This is a genomic window from Propionibacterium ruminifibrarum (assembly GCF_900289195.1).
In the GTDB taxonomy this organism is placed as follows: Bacteria; Actinomycetota; Actinomycetes; order Propionibacteriales; family Propionibacteriaceae; genus Propionibacterium; species Propionibacterium ruminifibrarum.
In genome coordinates this window covers 361,029-376,425 of record NZ_OMOH01000001.1, presented here as the reverse complement: position 1 = coordinate 376,425, position 15,397 = coordinate 361,029, and the positions used below count along the sequence as shown (strand labels likewise).

Annotated in this window: 14 protein-coding genes; 7 read left to right on the top strand and 7 right to left on the bottom strand. The window is 69.3% G+C overall.

Annotated features, from left to right (window positions below; genetic code table 11):
• The first annotated feature begins 95 nt into the window (after positions 1-95).
• The 6 genes from PROPJV5_RS01660 to PROPJV5_RS01635 all read left to right on the top strand — a co-directional run bounded on the left by PROPJV5_RS01660 (position 96) and on the right by PROPJV5_RS01635 (position 4,780).
• Positions 96-755 (top strand): ATP-binding cassette domain-containing protein, encoded by a 660-nt coding sequence (locus PROPJV5_RS01660; RefSeq protein ID WP_220474288.1) that lies wholly within the window; start codon positions 96-98, stop codon positions 753-755.
• A complete protein-coding gene (locus PROPJV5_RS01655; RefSeq protein WP_119714582.1) occupies positions 752-1,540 on the top strand; it encodes an ABC transporter permease in 789 nt (262 codons plus the stop codon). Before PROPJV5_RS01660 ends, PROPJV5_RS01655 begins: the two co-directional genes overlap by 4 nt.
• Before the next feature lie 45 nt (positions 1,541-1,585).
• A complete protein-coding gene (locus PROPJV5_RS01650; protein WP_119714581.1) occupies positions 1,586-2,632 on the top strand; it encodes an ABC transporter substrate-binding protein in 1,047 nt (348 codons plus the stop codon).
• A gap of 70 nt (positions 2,633-2,702) precedes the next feature.
• Positions 2,703-3,044 carry a cupin domain-containing protein gene (locus PROPJV5_RS01645; RefSeq protein ID WP_119714580.1) on the top strand — a complete coding sequence of 114 codons (342 nt, stop codon included), beginning with the start codon at positions 2,703-2,705 and terminating at the stop codon, positions 3,042-3,044.
• Between the two features lie 168 nt (positions 3,045-3,212).
• On the top strand, positions 3,213-3,713 hold the full coding sequence (locus PROPJV5_RS01640) for a DUF3145 domain-containing protein (protein WP_119714579.1): 501 nt from the start codon (positions 3,213-3,215) through the stop codon (positions 3,711-3,713).
• Between the two features lie 80 nt (positions 3,714-3,793).
• Complete coding sequence (locus tag PROPJV5_RS01635; RefSeq protein ID WP_119714578.1) at positions 3,794-4,780, top strand: alpha/beta hydrolase; 987 nt, start codon at positions 3,794-3,796, stop codon at positions 4,778-4,780.
• A 66-nt stretch (positions 4,781-4,846) separates the two neighbouring features.
• On the opposite strand, the gene fabF is transcribed toward PROPJV5_RS01635, so the two are convergent.
• The 7 genes from fabF to PROPJV5_RS01600 form a co-directional block, all read right to left on the bottom strand.
• A complete protein-coding gene (gene fabF, locus PROPJV5_RS01630) occupies positions 4,847-6,106 on the bottom strand; it encodes a beta-ketoacyl-ACP synthase II (protein WP_119714577.1) in 1,260 nt (419 codons plus the stop codon).
• A 59-nt stretch (positions 6,107-6,165) separates the two neighbouring features.
• Entirely contained in the window at positions 6,166-6,414 is a 249-nt protein-coding gene (locus PROPJV5_RS01625; RefSeq protein WP_275403686.1) for an acyl carrier protein, read from the bottom strand.
• 68 nt (positions 6,415-6,482) lie between these two features.
• A complete protein-coding gene (locus PROPJV5_RS01620) occupies positions 6,483-7,487 on the bottom strand; it encodes a beta-ketoacyl-ACP synthase III (RefSeq protein WP_119714576.1) in 1,005 nt (334 codons plus the stop codon).
• Between the two features lie 5 nt (positions 7,488-7,492).
• Complete coding sequence (locus PROPJV5_RS01615) at positions 7,493-8,443, bottom strand: ACP S-malonyltransferase (RefSeq protein WP_119714575.1); 951 nt, start codon at positions 8,441-8,443, stop codon at positions 7,493-7,495.
• Between the two features lie 147 nt (positions 8,444-8,590).
• Entirely contained in the window at positions 8,591-9,787 is a 1,197-nt protein-coding gene (locus PROPJV5_RS01610; protein WP_119714673.1) for a PucR family transcriptional regulator, read from the bottom strand.
• A 67-nt stretch (positions 9,788-9,854) separates the two neighbouring features.
• On the bottom strand, positions 9,855-10,928 hold the full coding sequence (locus PROPJV5_RS01605; RefSeq protein WP_119714574.1) for a sugar kinase: 1,074 nt from the start codon (positions 10,926-10,928) through the stop codon (positions 9,855-9,857).
• Positions 10,929-11,071: 143 nt separating this feature from the next.
• Entirely contained in the window at positions 11,072-12,274 is a 1,203-nt protein-coding gene (locus tag PROPJV5_RS01600; RefSeq protein ID WP_119714573.1) for an amino acid aminotransferase, read from the bottom strand.
• A 368-nt stretch (positions 12,275-12,642) separates the two neighbouring features.
• On the opposite strand from PROPJV5_RS01600, the gene aceE reads away from it, so the two are divergent.
• Positions 12,643-15,396 (top strand): pyruvate dehydrogenase (acetyl-transferring), homodimeric type, encoded by a 2,754-nt coding sequence (aceE, locus tag PROPJV5_RS01595; protein ID WP_119714572.1) that lies wholly within the window; start codon positions 12,643-12,645, stop codon positions 15,394-15,396.
• Position 15,397 lies beyond the last annotated feature (1 nt).

Here is a 15,397-nt window from a genome sequence, read left to right as displayed (position 1 = left end):
TCGCAGGATGACCCGCACGGTGCGCTGCAATAAGGCAAGGCCTGTCCATGGAAAATACTTGAGGGAGACCTCAGGATTCCATTAGCCTACCCTTCGTGAATTCAGGGACGGATGAACGGGCGCCGGCGCTCGCCGCGGGTGCTGTTCCTCTCCGCGTGAACGACCTGACCCTGTCACGACGGGGACTGACCCTGGTGCGCGGGCTGTCGCTGGAACTGCTGCCCGATCAGGTCCTCGCCGTCTCCGGGATCTCGGGCGCAGGCAAGACCACCCTGCTGCGGGCCATCGCGGGAACCGCCGCCGACGCGATCACCGGAGGCACCATCGACCGCGCAGGCAGACTCGGATACGTCTTCCAGGAACCCCGCCTGCTGCCCTGGTACACCGCGCACCGCAACGTCGCCCTCATGGCGGTCGACCGCGACCGTGCCGGTGACCTCGCCGATGAGTGGCTCGACCGGGTCGGTCTGGGCGACGCGAGGGGGCTGTACCCCCAGCAGCTGTCGGGCGGCATGCGCCAGCGCGTGGCCATCGCCCGAGCCATGGTCACCGTCCCGGAACTGCTGCTCGTCGACGAGCCCTTCTCGGCTCTCGACCGGGCGCTGGCGGCGGACCTGCGCGGCCAGCTGACCGGGATCATCGCGGCCGAGCACATCGCCGCCGTCTGGGTGACCCACGACCCGCACGAGGCCGAGACGGTCTCGAGCCTTCGGCTGCACCTGACCGGCGAGGACGGGGGGTGGCTGATCACATGAGGCGGAGGAATCTGACCACCACCACCCGCCACGTCGTCGGCGCCGCCGGCCTGGGCTGCCTGCTCGGCCTGTGGGCCTGGGCCTCCGGCCGCCAGCCCGCCTACGTCCTGCCGAGCCCGGCCGACACCTGGCGCGCCCTGGTGTCCATGGCCGGCGCCGGCACGCTGTGGGGGCCGCTCGCCGTCACGGTGTGGCGCGCCGCCCTCGGGCTGGGGCTGGCCTGCCTCATCGGCGTCGCCTGGGGCTCGCTCAGCGCCGCCAGCCGGCTGTTCGACGCCTTCACCAGGTCGTGGCTCTCCCTGCTCATGGCGGTGCCGCCCATCGTCATCGTCGTCATCGGCATGCTCGCCCTCGGCCCGACGGCAGGTGTCGTCCTGCTGGTCGTCGTCCTCGTCTCGGTGCCGCTCATCACCACCTCGACGCGCGACGCCATCGGCCAGGTCGACCCCGACCTGCTCGAGATGGCACACGCCTTCGGGCGGGGCCCCGTCTGGCGTGGCCGTCATGTCATCGGCCCCGCCGTCGTGCCGCCGGTGCTGTCGGCCATCACCGTCGCCGCGGGCCAGTCGGTGCGCGTGTGCGTCATGGCCGAGCTGCTGTCCACCTCGACGGGTCTCGGCGCCCGCATGCAGATGGCCCGCACCGCCATCAACACCGACCAGGTCTTCGCGATGGCCGCCGTGCTCGCCGTCCTCTCGCTCCTCGTCGAACTGGTCGTTCTCGCCCCGGTGCGCTCGCGCGTCAACCGTACCCAACGCGCCGCCGAGCCCGTGCCGGCGGCCTGATCCCCGTTCCCCACCCATCTGATCCCCAATGAAGGAGATGCACCCATGAAGACGACACGACGAGAGCTCATCGCGTGGAGTGCCGCCGCCGCGGCCCTCGGCCTGGCCGGCTGCTCGACGGACAGCGGCGGGGACGCGGGTTCCGCCGCGCCCTCGGACTCGTCCTCACCCACCCCGATCGAGAACCTGCGGGTCTGGGTGCCGACGACACTGGCGTTCATGGCGCCCATGGCGGCGTTCGGCGACCGGCTCACGAGCGAGGGCACCGTCCGGGAGGTCACGGTCGACAACTGGGCCACCGTCGACGTGCTCACCTCGCTGCTGCTCAACGGCGAGGCCGATGTCGCCGCGACCCCCTCGTACGTGAGTGCCAACCTCTACAACAAGGGCGCCGGCATCAAACTCGCGGCGATCACCGTGTGGGGCATGCTCTACGTCATCGGCCCGAAGCAGGACGAGGGGTCCAACGACCTGGCCCTGCTCACCGGCCAGCGGGTCGGGGTGCCGCTGCCCGGCAACATGCCAGACCTGATCTTCCGTTATCTGGTCGCGCAGAAGGGCATCGACATCGAGGACATCGACGTCGTCTCATACAACGACTCCCAGGAACTCATGAACGCCTTCGTGAGCGGCCAGCTCGACTGGGCGGTGCTGCCCGAGCACCCCGCCACCGTGGCCATCGCCCAGTCGACGCAGCAGGGCCGTGAGGTGGGTCGTGTCGTCGACATGCAGCAGGTGTGGGCCGAGGTCACCGGCTCGGACGCCCGGTTCCCGATGGCCGGCATCGCCGTGCCGGACGCCGTGGCCGCCGACACGGCGCTGCTCGGCGCCATCCTCGACGACATGGAGCAGGCCGTGGAGACGGTCAACGCCGCCGACGACGACATCTGCGCCAGGATCAACGAGTTCACGCAGGTGGATGCGGCCATCGTCAAGCAGGTCATCCCGCGCCTGCAACTGCAGATGATGCCGGCGGCCCAGTGCAAGGACGAGCTGACGGACTTCTATGAACGCCTGGCCACGGTGAACCCCGAGATCATCGGCGGCCAGGTGCCCGACGACGCCTTCTTCCTCACCGATCCCCGCGAGTGAAGCGGGCCCGGCACGGTGCAGCCGGCCGCGGCGTTGACCGGCCACCCTGGTACGGCAAGGATGGAACACCATGGAGGCAACACCCGTGGGGCAGAGTGTCACCAGCCTGGGGCTGGCGGCGGCACTGCCCCTGCTCACCAAGTCCACGCTGTCGCGCGTGGTCGTCGACAACCCGGCGGTCCGCGTCATCTGCTTCACCCTCGACGCCGGCCAGTCGATCGACCCGCACGACGAGCCCGACGCCGAGGTCATCACCCTGCTCGACGGGGAACTCGAGATGACGGTGGGGGAGCGGACCAGCACCGCCGTCGCCGGGGACGTCATCTACCTGGCCCCCGGCGAGCGGCAGGGCTGGGTCGCCACCAGGCCCAGCCGGCTGCAGCAGATCATCGTGTCCCCGGGCCGGGTCTGACCGGGCTTGGACGACATCGGTCGGGCACGGTTTGGCGTGTCGGCCGGAACTGGGGCACAATCGCACCGACAAGACACCGGCCCCCGGTCGGTGACCACAAAGAAGCCATGAGGACCGTCTCGGACAGGCTGCAGGGGAAGGCACACCTGATCAACGAGAGGAACCGACATGGCCCGGAACGCACGTGGCGAGATCTTCATCCACTCGGCCACGGCCGCGCTGTGCCCGCACATCGAGTGGGCCATCGGCGCTGTCCTCGGCGTCCCCGTGACACTCGAGTGGACACCCCAGGGGGCTCAGCCCGGCACGATGCGCGCCGAGGGCATCTGGGAGGGCGACGAGGGCACCTGCGCCCGGATTGTCTCGGCCCTCATGCGCTGCCGGGCGCTCCGGTTCGAGGTGACGAGCCAGGCCGGGCCGGGTGGTTTCGGCGAGCGGTACTGCTACACGCCCTCGCTCGGCGTCTTCCGCGCCACCACCGACGAGTTCGGCGACATTCAGGTGAGCGAGAACAGACTGCGGGCGGCCGTGGCCAAGGAGGCCCTCGGCGGCAAGGACATCCATGAGGCGATCAGCGACCTGCTCGGCACCGCCTGGGACGACGAACTCGAGATCTTCCGGCACGCCGGCGATGACGCGCCCGTGCGGTGGCTCCACCGGGCCGTCTGAGCCCCGGCCATGTCCGCCGGCACGCCGGTGGGCTATCCGGACCGGTTCCAGCGGGGGCCCGACGCCGATATGCTCGGGGAATGGCAACCACCAAGCACAACGAACCAGGCGGGCCCGGAACCGAGGGGCCACGCGTCGAAGCAGGACGCATCACCCGCCCCGATGGTGAACGCGTCTTCGTGCGTGCATGGCTGCCGCCCGCGGAGCCGCTGGCCGTCCTGCAGATCAGCCACGGCATGGCCGAGCACTCCAAACGGTACGACCGGTTCGCCCGCGCCCTGACCGGGGCCGGCTGGGCCGTCTACGCCAGTGACCATCGCGGCCACGGCGGCACCGCCGGTCACCTCGAGCGGGCCGGCGTCTGGCCACGGGGCGGCTGGTCCGTCGTCGTCGAGGACCTGCACGCCGTCCACGAGCTGGCCGTCCGCCGCCACCCCCGCGTCAAACAGTTCCTCTTCGGCCACTCGATGGGCTCGATGCTCGCCCGCGAGTACGCGATGCGCTGGTCCGAGGGCATCGACGGGCTCGTCCTGGCCGGGACCGCTGCCGACATGGGGGCGACGGCCGTCGTGGGCCGCCAGGTGGCCCGTGCCGAGGCGAGACTGCGCGGGCGCGACCACACCAGCGCCGTCATCAGCCGCGTCAACACGAAGACCTACAACCGGCCCTTCGAGCCGGCCCGCACCCCGTTCGACTGGCTGAGCAGGGACGAGGCCGAGGTCGACGCGTACATCGCCGACCCCTGGTGCGGTTTCGACTGCAGCGACGGCTTATTCGACGAGATCCTGACGAACCAGTCCCGGGCCCACTCGCGCAGCCACGTCGCCCTGGTCAGGCGGGAGCTCCCGGTACTCGTCACGAGTGGGAGCGCCGACCCGGTCGGCGGTCGGGACGGCGTGGTCGACCAGGTCGTGGGGGAGTACGGCATCGCCGGTCTCACCGACGTCGTCGGCAGGGTCTGGGACGGGGCCCGCCACGAGCTGCTCAACGAGACGAACCGGGACGAGATCACCGCCTACCTCATCGACTGGCTGGAGCGGCGTCGCACCGGAAGGATCTTCGACTGAGAGTGGCCCGGCCCGGCGTGAATCACGCCGGCCGGGCCACTCGAGGTTCTGGTCGGGGCCTCCCGCTCACCTGGTGATGTGGTCGTTGGTGAGGGCCAGGGCGACGTTGTGCCCGCCGAAACCGAACGAGTTGTTCAGCGCGGCCAGGCGTCCCTGCGCGGGCAGCTCGACGGCCTCGTTCGCCGCGATGGTGACGCGCAGGTCGTCCTCGGGGTCATCCAGGTTGATCGTCGGGGGCACGATGCGGTCGCGCAGGGCCATGACGGTGGCCAGCGTCTCCAGGGCACCGGCGGCACCGAGCAGGTGGCCGGTCATCGACTTGGTGCCCGTGACGACGACGTGGTCGGTGTCCTCACCGAGCAGGCCGCGGATGCTGTGCGCCTCGGTGGTGTCGCCGGCCGGGGTCGAGGTGGCGTGCGCGTTGATGTGATTGATGTCGGCGGGCGCCAGACCGGCATCGGACAGGGCCTTGCGCATGGCGCTGCTCTGGCCCTGACCACTCGGGTCGGGCTTGACCATGTCGTAGGAGTCGGCGCTGATGCCCGAGCCGGCGAGGGTGCCGTAGATCGTGGCGCCGCGCTGTTGGGCATGGTCGAGGGTCTCGAGGACGAGCATGACGGCCCCCTCGCCCATGACGAAGCCGTCGCGGCCCTTGTCCCACGGACGTGAGGCCCGCTGCGGCTCGTCGTTGCGCTTCGACAGCGCCTGCATCTGGGCGAACGAGACGATGGGCAGCGGGTGGATGAGTGCCTCGGTGCCGCCGGTGAGGGCGATGTCGGCACGGCCGGCGCGGAGCATGTCGAGGGCCAGGGAGAGCGCCTCGTTCGAGGACGCGCAGGCCGAGACGGTGGTGTGGACGCCGGCGCGGGCGCCGATGCGCAGACCCACGTTGGCGGCCGGCGCGTTCGACATGAGCATCGGGACGGTGAAGGGGCTCACGCGGCGCGTGCCCTTGGTCCGCATGACCTCCCACTGCGAGATCGTGCTCTGCAGACCGCCGATACCGGTGCCGACGACTGAGGCGAGACGATCGGGATCGGTCTCGTTCTCGGGGGCGAAGGTGAGGCCGGCGTCCTCCCAGGCCTGGCGGGCCGCGATGACGGCCAGCTGACTGGAACGGTCCAGGTGACGGACCTCGACGCGCGACAGCTGGGAGTCGACGTCCACGTCGACCTGCCCGGCGAAACGCACGGGCAGGTCGGCAGCCCACTCCTGCTCGATGGTGCTGATGCCGCTACGGCCGTTGCGGAGCCCCTCCCAGGTACTCGCAACGTCGTTGCCGAGCGGGGTCAGGGCCCCCAGTCCGGTGACGACGATGGTGCTCATTTGTCCTCCATGTGGGTTCGAGTGGTGTGGGATGCGTGGATCGGTTCGATCGACCCGCCTCAGGCGTTCTGGGCCTTCTCGACGTAGTCGACGGCCTCTGCGACGGTGCTCAGGCCCTTGACGTCCTCGTCGGGGATGTCAATGTTGAAGGCCTCCTGCAGGGCGTAGACGATCTCGACCATCGACAGGGAGTCGATGTCGAGGTCGTCGACGAAGCTCTTGTCCGGCTGGATGTCCTCGACGGGGACACCGGCGACGTCGTTGACGATCTCGGCGAGCTTGGTCAGGATCTCTTCATTGTTAGCCATGATCGGCCCTTTCTTCTCGTGGTGGTTGTCGGGGAAAGAATTGCGTGTCGGCTGGGTCGCCGGTGCGGTCAGGGTATGACGATGATCTGGCCGGCGTAGGTGAGACCCGCGCCGTAACCGATGAGCAGCGCGGTCTGGCCGCTCGTCGCCCTGCCCTCGCGGATCATGCGGTCCAGGGCGATCGGGATGGACGAGGCCGAGGTGTTGCCCATCTCGGCGATGTCGCGGCAGACGGTCACGTTCTCGGGCAGGTGCAGGTGGCGCACCAGCGCGTCGGTGATGCGGTTGTTGGCCTGGTGGGGCAGGAAGATGTCGAGTTCCTCGGGGGAGATGCCGGCCTGCTCGATGGTGCGGGTGGCGTGCCCGGTCACCTCTGCCAGGGCCCACTTGAAGACCGTGCGGCCGTCCATCGTGATGAACGGGTAGCCGGTGTCGTGGTCGGCGCCGGACAGCCAGTTCTCGATCTCGATGGTCTCGACGTTCTCCGGCTTGGAACCCCAGACGGTCGGGCTGATGCCGGGCGTCTGCGACGGGCCGACAACGGCTGCTCCGGCGCCGTCACCGAAGATGAACGCGGTGCCCCGGTCGTTGATGTTGATCATGTCGGACAGGCGCTCGACGCCGACGACGAGCACCAGCCCGTCGTCGCCGGCCTGGCCGGCGCGGATCAGCGAGTCGGCCAGCGCCACCCCGTAGCAGAAGCCGGCGCAGGCGGCCGAGATGTCGAAGGCGGCCGGGTTGGGGCAGCCGAGTTCGCGGGCGAGGTAGTCAGCCAGGGACGGGGACGGGTGATGGTGCGAGACGGTGGACAGGATGATGGCGCCGATCTGCTCGGGGCGGACGCCCGCCATCTCCATGGCGTTGCGGCACGCCTGCGCGGACATCGACAGGGGCGTCTCGCCCTCGGTCGCCCAGCGGCGCTCCCTGATGCCGGTGCGCTGCTCGATCCACTCGGGGGTCGAGTCGATCATGGTGCACATCTCCTCGTTGGTCACCACGCGGGAGCCGCGGTAGGAGCCGGTGCCGAGGATACGTGCGTACTGCGCGCCGGTCGAGGTGTTCAGTGTCGTCATGATGGTCAGGCCTCCTCGGCCGCTGCACCGGCGTGCTCCTGGCAGAAGGCCAGGGCGTCGTCGATCTGATCGGGTGTGTTGAGGTTGAAGAGCTCCACGCCCCGCAGGTTGCGCTTGGCGATGCCGGTCAGGGTCTTGGCGGGAGGCAGTTCGAGTAGACCCGTGACGCCGAGTTCGCGCATGGTGTCCATGCACAGGTCCCAGCGGACCGGGGTGGTGACCTGGTCGACCAGGCGCTGCAGGTACTCGGCGCCCGATGCGACGACCTGGCCGTCGCGGTTGCTGAGCAGCCGGGTGGTCGGGTCTGCGGTGCTCATCGTGGCGGCCAGCTCGGCCAGCCTCGGCTGGGCCGGTGCCATGTGGCTCGTGTGGAAGGCCCCGGCGACGGACAGCGGGACGACGCGGGCACGACTCGGGGGGTTGTCCCGCAGGGACTGGAGCTGCTCGGCCGTCCCGGCGGCGACGATCTGGCCGGAACCGTTGTGGTTCGCCGCCGTCAGGCCGCACTCGGCGATACGGGCCAGCACCTCGTCACGGTCGCCGGCGATGACCGCCGCCATGCCCGTGGGTTCGACCGCGGAGGCCTCGGCCATGCCCCGGCCGCGTTCGCGGATGAAGACCGCCGCCTGTTTCGGGTCCAGGACACCCACCCCGGCGGCCGCGGTGATCTCGCCGACGCTGTGGCCGGCAGCGGCATCAGCGAGGGAGAACAGGCCGAGTTCGTGCTCGGGTGCCGCCACGCGCGCCGCGTACAGTCCAGCGCCCATGAGGAGCGGCTGGGCCACCGCGGTGTCCTTGATCGTGTCGGCATCGGCGCCGGTACCGAGCTCGGCGAGGTCGAGTCCGGTGACCTCCGAGAGCTGGGAGAGGCCCTGCGCGAAGGCGTCGATCTCGAGCCAGGGGGCCAGGAATCCGGGGGTCTGTGCTCCCTGTCCGGGGGCGACGATCACAAGCATGGCACCATCCTGCCCCGGCGGCGGCGTGCCCCGCCGCTGTCATCCCGACGAAAAATGGCCATGGGTTCTTGTGGAAACCCTACAAATCATGTCGGAGATGGCGGGGCCGGGGTGCATCGGATTTTATGGGGATCGGGAAGTTGCCCCTCACCGTTGGGCCTCACCGGAATCGGTCACCACGAGGCGCCCCAGGGTGATCGCCAGGTGCAGCGCATAGGCCTGGCGCGGATCGAGGGGGTTCATCGTGGTGAGTTCCGCGACCTTGCGCAGGCGATAGCGGACCGTGTTGGCGTGCACGAACAGGGCCCGGGCGGTGGGTTCGACGGCGCATCCGTTGTCGAGGAAGCCGATGGTCGTCGCGAGCAGCTCGCCACCCGCCCCGGCCAGCGGCCGGTAGACGTCGTCCACGAGCTTGCGGCGGGCTGCGGGATGGCCGGCGAGCACGCGCTCGGGCAGCAGCTCGAAGGAGGCGACGACCCGCGGCGCCTCGGGCCAGGCGTGGGCGACGCGTGCGGCGGACAGCGCGCTCTGGGCCGACTCGGCGGCCTGGGGGAGGCCCTTGACGAGCGGGCCGACGACGATCGTCCCCGGGCCGAAGAACTGCTCGAGGTCCAGCGCGGCCTGCACCGAGGCCTCGAGGTCGCTCAGCTGCCCTCCACCGAGGATGACGATGATGCGTCCGCCCTGCTCGGAGGCCAGGACGGCGAGGTCCCGGGCGCCGGCGGCACCGCGCAGCGCATCCAGGTCGGTGTCGTCCGGCCGCGGCCCGGCGATGACGCAGACGGGCCCGAAGGTGTTCCAGCCGAGTGCCGAGGCGCGCGAGACGACCATGTCGTCGGCCTCTGCCCGGACGATCGCGTCGACGATGAGGGCCTCCATGCGTTCGTCCCAGCCCCCGCGGAGCTCGGCCGCCCGGGCGTAGACCTCGGCGGTGGCGAAGGCCACCTCCCGGGAGAAATGGGTGATCGCCAGTTCGAGGGGCGGCTGGTCCTCGGGAGGGACGAGCTCCCCGACCTGTTCGGCGACGACGTTGACCGTGGTCCGCACCAGGTCGACCGTCTGGTGGAGGGAGATCTTGCGGGTGAGCGCGCGCGGCGCGGCGTTGAACAGCGTGCCGGGATCGGCCGCGCGCTCGGCGTCGGCGAACCACGCCATGAAGTTGTCGATGCCGGCACGGGCCACGATGGTGATCCAGCTGCGGTCCTCGGCCCCCAGCCGCCGGACCCAGTGGTGACGGGTCTCCATGGCCTCGACCACTTTCGTCGTCAAGGAGCCGACGTGTCCGCGCAGCGCCGTGACGATCTCGTCACGGCGCTGCGCGGACAACGTCAGGGACAGTCCCATGCCGTCCCGATCGGCCGCCGCGGTGTGCCCCGCGGGCCGCTGACCGGGTGACTCGACGGGGCCGTCGTCAGCGCTTGATGCGGGCGTTGCCATTCCAGATGGCCCAGATCTGATCCTCATCGGCCGGGACCGCGTAGTCGGTGAGGAAGGTGGTGGCCAGCGCGCCGGACGCCCAGCCGAACTGCATGCACTTCTCGGCGTCCCAGCCCCTGAGCAGGCCGTGAAGAATGCCGCCGACGGTGGCGTCGCCGCCGCCGATCCGGTCGAGGACGCCGATCGGGCGGGGCTCGGCGACGTGGAAGGTGCCGTCGTTCCACACGATGGCGCCCCACATGTGCTCGTTGGTGTTGACGACCTCGCGCAACGTCGTGGTGAAGTACTCGACGCCGCTGAAACGCTCGTGGGCCCGTTCGATCATGGCCTTGAAACCGTCGATCTTCCCGGCCAGGCCCTTGCCGCCCGCCTCCGGGCCCTGCAGCCCGAGCGCCAGCTGGAAGTCCTCCTCGTTGCCGACGAGCACGGTGCACAGTTCGGCGATCTCGGTGAATGCCGCGCGCAGCTCCGCCTCGCGGCCCTCCCAGAAGGAGGCGCGGTAGTTCAGGTCGAAGCTGACGGCGGTGCCGTACTTCTTGGCGGTGCGGGCGATCTCGAGGCAGAACTGGCAGGTCTGGGGACTCAGCGAGGCGATCAGGCCGGACATGTGGACGATCTTGACGCCCTCGGATCCGAAGATGCGGTCCAGATCGAAGTCCTTGGCGTCCAGCGTGCGGCCGACCTCGCCGGCGCGGTCATTCCAGACGCGTGCCCCGCGGTTGCCGTAGCCCGAGTCGGCGATGTTGAACTGGTGACGGTAGCCCCAGGCGCCGCCCTGCGGCACGTCCGGGCCCTCGTAGGCCATGTGGCGACTGGCGAGGTTGGCCTTGATGATCTGGGCGATGGGGGAGCCCTCGACGAAATTCGTGAGGACCTTCACCGGCTGACCGAGGTGACTGGGGATCGAGCCGACATTGGTCTCGGCGCTCGTCACGTGGAGCGCGAACTGATCGGCCGCCTGCACCGGTTGGCCGGCGGCCGGGGTGATGCGTACCCCCATGCTGGTCGGGGTGACGAGGCTCCACTGGGCGTCCTTGCGCAGCTGCATTGCGTTGTGCCTTTCGTAAAGGTTCCACCTCGGGGCCGGAACTTCCGGGAGAAGTGCCCGAGTGGCGCCAGCCTAATCGGCGCGTGGGGGACCGGCCCGCGAGTGCACTGTGTTGCCCGGCCGCGGGCCGGTCCCGGGGCGCGTCAGCGTTTGTGGACTGCGGCGATCGCGGATGCGACGTACTCGACGTTGCGCGTGTTCAGGGCCGCCATGCACAGGCGCCCGCTGTCGAGCCCGTAGACGTGGAACTCTTTGCGCAGACGGATCATCTCCTGGCGGGTCAGGCCGGACAGGCTGAACATGCCGGCCTGGCGGGTGATGAAGCCCATGTCGTCGACACCCTCTGCCTCCAGGGCCCGGAGCAGGAGGACGCGCATCCTGGCGATGCGTTCGCGCATGGTGGTCACCTCGTCCTCCCAGGTGGCGCGCAGCTGTGGGTCGTTGAGGATCGTCGCGGCGATCGTGGCGCCCTGGAAGGGCGCGTTCGAGTAGAGGCTGCGGACGGTCCGGGCGAGGTGGTTCTTGACCCGGAACGCCTCGTCGGCGTCGGCGCACACCGCGTGGATCGCCCCGGTCCGGCCGCCGTACATGGCCATGTTCTTGCTGAAGGAACTAGCCACGAAGAAACTCAGGCCGGCCTCGGCGAACGCCCGGGCCATACCCGCGTCCTCCTCGAGTCCTCGGGAGAAGCCCTCGTAGGCCAGGTCGACGAAGGGCATGAGCCGCCGGTCGGCGAGTACGTCGATGAGCGGTCCCCACTGATCGGGGGACAGGTCGTACCCGGTCGGGTTGTGGCAGCAGGCATGCAGCAGGACGACCGTGCCGGGCTCGGCGGCCCGGATGTCGGCCAACATGCCCTCGACGTCAATGCCATGGCTGGTCGCGTCGTAGTAGCGGTACGAGCCGGTCTGGTAGCCGGCGTAGCGGAACAACGAGTGATGGTTCGACCAGGTCGGGTCCGAGGCGATCATGCCCGCGTCCCGGTTGACCTGGTGATGGTAGAAATCAGCGCCCAGCAGGAGCGCGCCGGTGCCGGACAGCGACTGGATGGTGGCGACGCGGCCCGAGAGCACGGGCTCGGAGTCGGCGCCGAAGACCAGTTTCTGGGCCGCCTCGTTGAAGGGCTCCCAGCCCTTCAACGGCAGGTAGGTCCACGGGTCGGGGTCGTCGGCCATCTGCTTCTGCACGATCTCGACGGACTTGAGCAGCGGCACCTTGCCGTTGTCGTCCTGGTAGACGCCCACCCCGAGGTTCACCTTGCGAGGATCGTTGTCCTGCTTGAACAGATCGGTCAGGTGAAAGATCGGGTCGTACGGGGCCGGTTCGAGTTCGGCGAAGATGGACATGCCTGTGTTCCCTTCTTGTCGCGCGGGATGTTAGTGAGCCCCGAATGATGTTCCTGACGGGCTGTCCCGCCATGAGATGAGCCTCCGACCGGTCGGCCACTGGTCACCTGGTGGTCGCACCGGTCAAGCCATCCGCGCGGTGCCACGGCCCGGGGCGTGCCAGGCCCGGTGAACGGCGTGTAGCCTGCTCGTGACGGGCCCCGCAGCCCGGCGCAGGGCCTGCCCCACTGGTGCGGCGGGTGATGGTCGGGCCAATTACGCTAAGGGCTGGTTTCGTTTTGGCACGCGGGATCACCTGCGGGTTGGAAGATGGGGACAACCCGTCGGCATCGTTCGCCGTCGAACAGCTGAGGTGAAAGGACGACAGCGTGATTCCTCGCCAGGAACGTGGCCCCATCTTCAATGGTCTGCCCACGAATCTGCCCGATACCGATCCGGAGGAGACCCACGAGTGGGTCGACTCCCTCGACGCGATGATCGACGCGGACGGCCAGAACCGGGCGCGCTATGTGATGCTCCGGCTCAACCAGCGGGCCCGCGAACGCTACATCGGCCTGCCCTCACTGGTCTCCACCGACTACGTCAACACGATCCCCGCCGAACTGGAGTCGCCCTACCCCGGTGACGAGAAGCTCGAGCGGCGGATCCGCCACATGCTCCGCTGGAACGCCGCGGTCACCGTGCACCGCCAGCAGCGCCCAGGCATCGGGGTCGGCGGCCACATCTCCACCTATGCCAGTGCCGTGCTGCTCTACGAGGTGGGCATGAACCACTTCTGGCGCGGAAAGAATTCCGAGGACCGCGGCGACCAGATCTTCTTCCAGGGGCACGCCAGCCCGGGCATGTACGCGCGCGCCTACCTGGAGGGCCGTCTTACCGAGGCCGACCTCGACGGGTTCCGTCAGGAGTACTCCCGTCCCCGGGGCGGCCGCGGCCTGCCGAGCTATCCGCACCCGCGTCGCATGCCCGACTTCTGGGAGTTCCCGACCGTCTCGATGGGGCTCGGCCCGATCAATGCGATCTACCAGGCCCAGTTCAACCGCTACCTGGAGAACCGCGGTATCAAGGACACGAGCCGCCAGCACGTCTGGGCCTTCCTCGGCGACGGCGAGATGGACGAGGTCGAGTCGCGCGGTGCTCTTCATCTCGCGGCGAATGACGGTCTGGACAACCTGACCTTCGTCGTCAACTGCAACCTGCAGCGCCTGGACGGCCCGGTCCGCGGCAACGGCAAGATCATCCAGGAACTCGAGGCGTTCTTCCGCGGCGCCGGCTGGAACGTCATCAAGGTCATCTGGGGCGAGAACTGGGACCCGCTGCTCAAGGCGGACACCGAGGGCGCCCTCGTCAACCTCATGAACGTCACCAATGACGGCGACTACCAGACCATGAAGGCGAACGACGGGGCCTGGGTGCGCGAGCACTTCTTCGGCAAGGACCCCCGTACCGCGGCCATGGTCGAGGACTGGAGCGACGACGACATCTGGGCGCTGCGGCGCGGCGGCCACGACTACAAGAAGATCTACAACGCCTACAAGGCGGCCATGGAGTTCAACGGCGCCCCGACGGTCATCCTCGTCCACACCATCAAGGGCTACGCGCTGGGCACGCACTTCGCGGGGCGCAACGCGACCCACCAGATGAAGAAGATGGCGCTGGACGACCTCAAGGCGCTTCGCGACCGGTGCAACATCCCGATCAGCGACGCCCAGCTCGAGGCCGATCCCTACCAGCCGCCGTACTTCAAGGAGCCCGACGACTCCCCGGCCATGACGTACATGTTCGAGCACCGCCGGGCGCTCGGCGGTTTCCTGCCCGAACGCCGAACCGACGGCAAGAAGCTCGCCCTGCCGGGGGAGAAGGCCTACAAGTCGATCAAGAAGGGGTCGGGCCATCAGAAGATCGCCTCGACGATGGCCTTCGTGCGCATTCTCAAGGACCTCATGAGGGAGCGGGACTTCGGCCCGTTCGTCGTGCCGATCCTGCCCGATGAGGCCCGCACCTTCGGCATGGACTCGTTCTTCCCCACGAGCAAGATCTACAACCCGAATGGGCAGAACTACACGCCGGTCGACCACGACCTCATGCTGAGCTACCGCGAGGCGGTCAACGGCCAGCTGCTGCACACCGGCATCAACGAGGCCGGATCGGTGGCGGCATGGACCGCCGCCGCCACCAGCTACGCCACGCACGGCCAGCCGATGGTGCCGGTGTACCTCTTCTACTCGATGTTCGGCGCCCAGCGCACGGGCGACGCCATGTGGGCCGCCGCGGACCAGCTGGGGCGCGGTTTCTACATCGCCGCGACCGCCGGCCGCACCACCCTGACCGGCGAGGGCACCCAGCACATGGACGGCCACTCGCCGATCCTGGTCAGCACCAACACGGCGCTGGTCAGCTACGACCCCTGCTACGGCTACGAGCTCGCCCACATCGTCGAGGACGGCCTGCGACGCATGTACGGTGACGATCCCGAGGACATCGCCTACTACATCACGACCTACAACGAGCCGATGGAGCAGCCGGCCGAACCCGAGGACGTCGACGTCGAGGGCATTCTCAAGGGCATGTACCTGCTCCGCCAGGGCGTGACGGAGGGCGCCGACCCGGCCGCGCCGCGCGCCCAGCTGCTCGCCTCCGGCCCCGGCGTCCCGTGGGCCCTGCAGGCGCAGGAGATGCTGAAGAACGACTGGGGCGTCATCGCCGACGTGTGGAGCGTCACCAGCTGGGGCGAACTGCGCCGTGACGGCCTGGAGTGCAACGAGCAGGCCTTCCTGCATCCGGAGCTTGAGCAGCGTGTTCCGTTCGTCACCCGGAAACTGTCCGACCGCCCCGGCCCGGTGGTCGCCACGAGCGACTACATGAAGGCCGTCCAGGACCAGATCCGCGAGTGGGTGCCCACCGACTACGTCGTGCTCGGGGCCGACGGCTTCGGCTTCTCCGACACGCGTCCGGCTGCACGGCGCACGCTGCACATCGATGCCGTGTCCATGGTGGTGGCCACCCTGCAGGCCCTCGCCCGCCGCGGCGAGGCGCCCGGTGAGTGGGCCCAGCAGGCCGCCGAGAAGTACGGACTGCTGGACGTCTCGGCCGCTGCCGTCGTCCCCGGCGAGGAGGACTGAC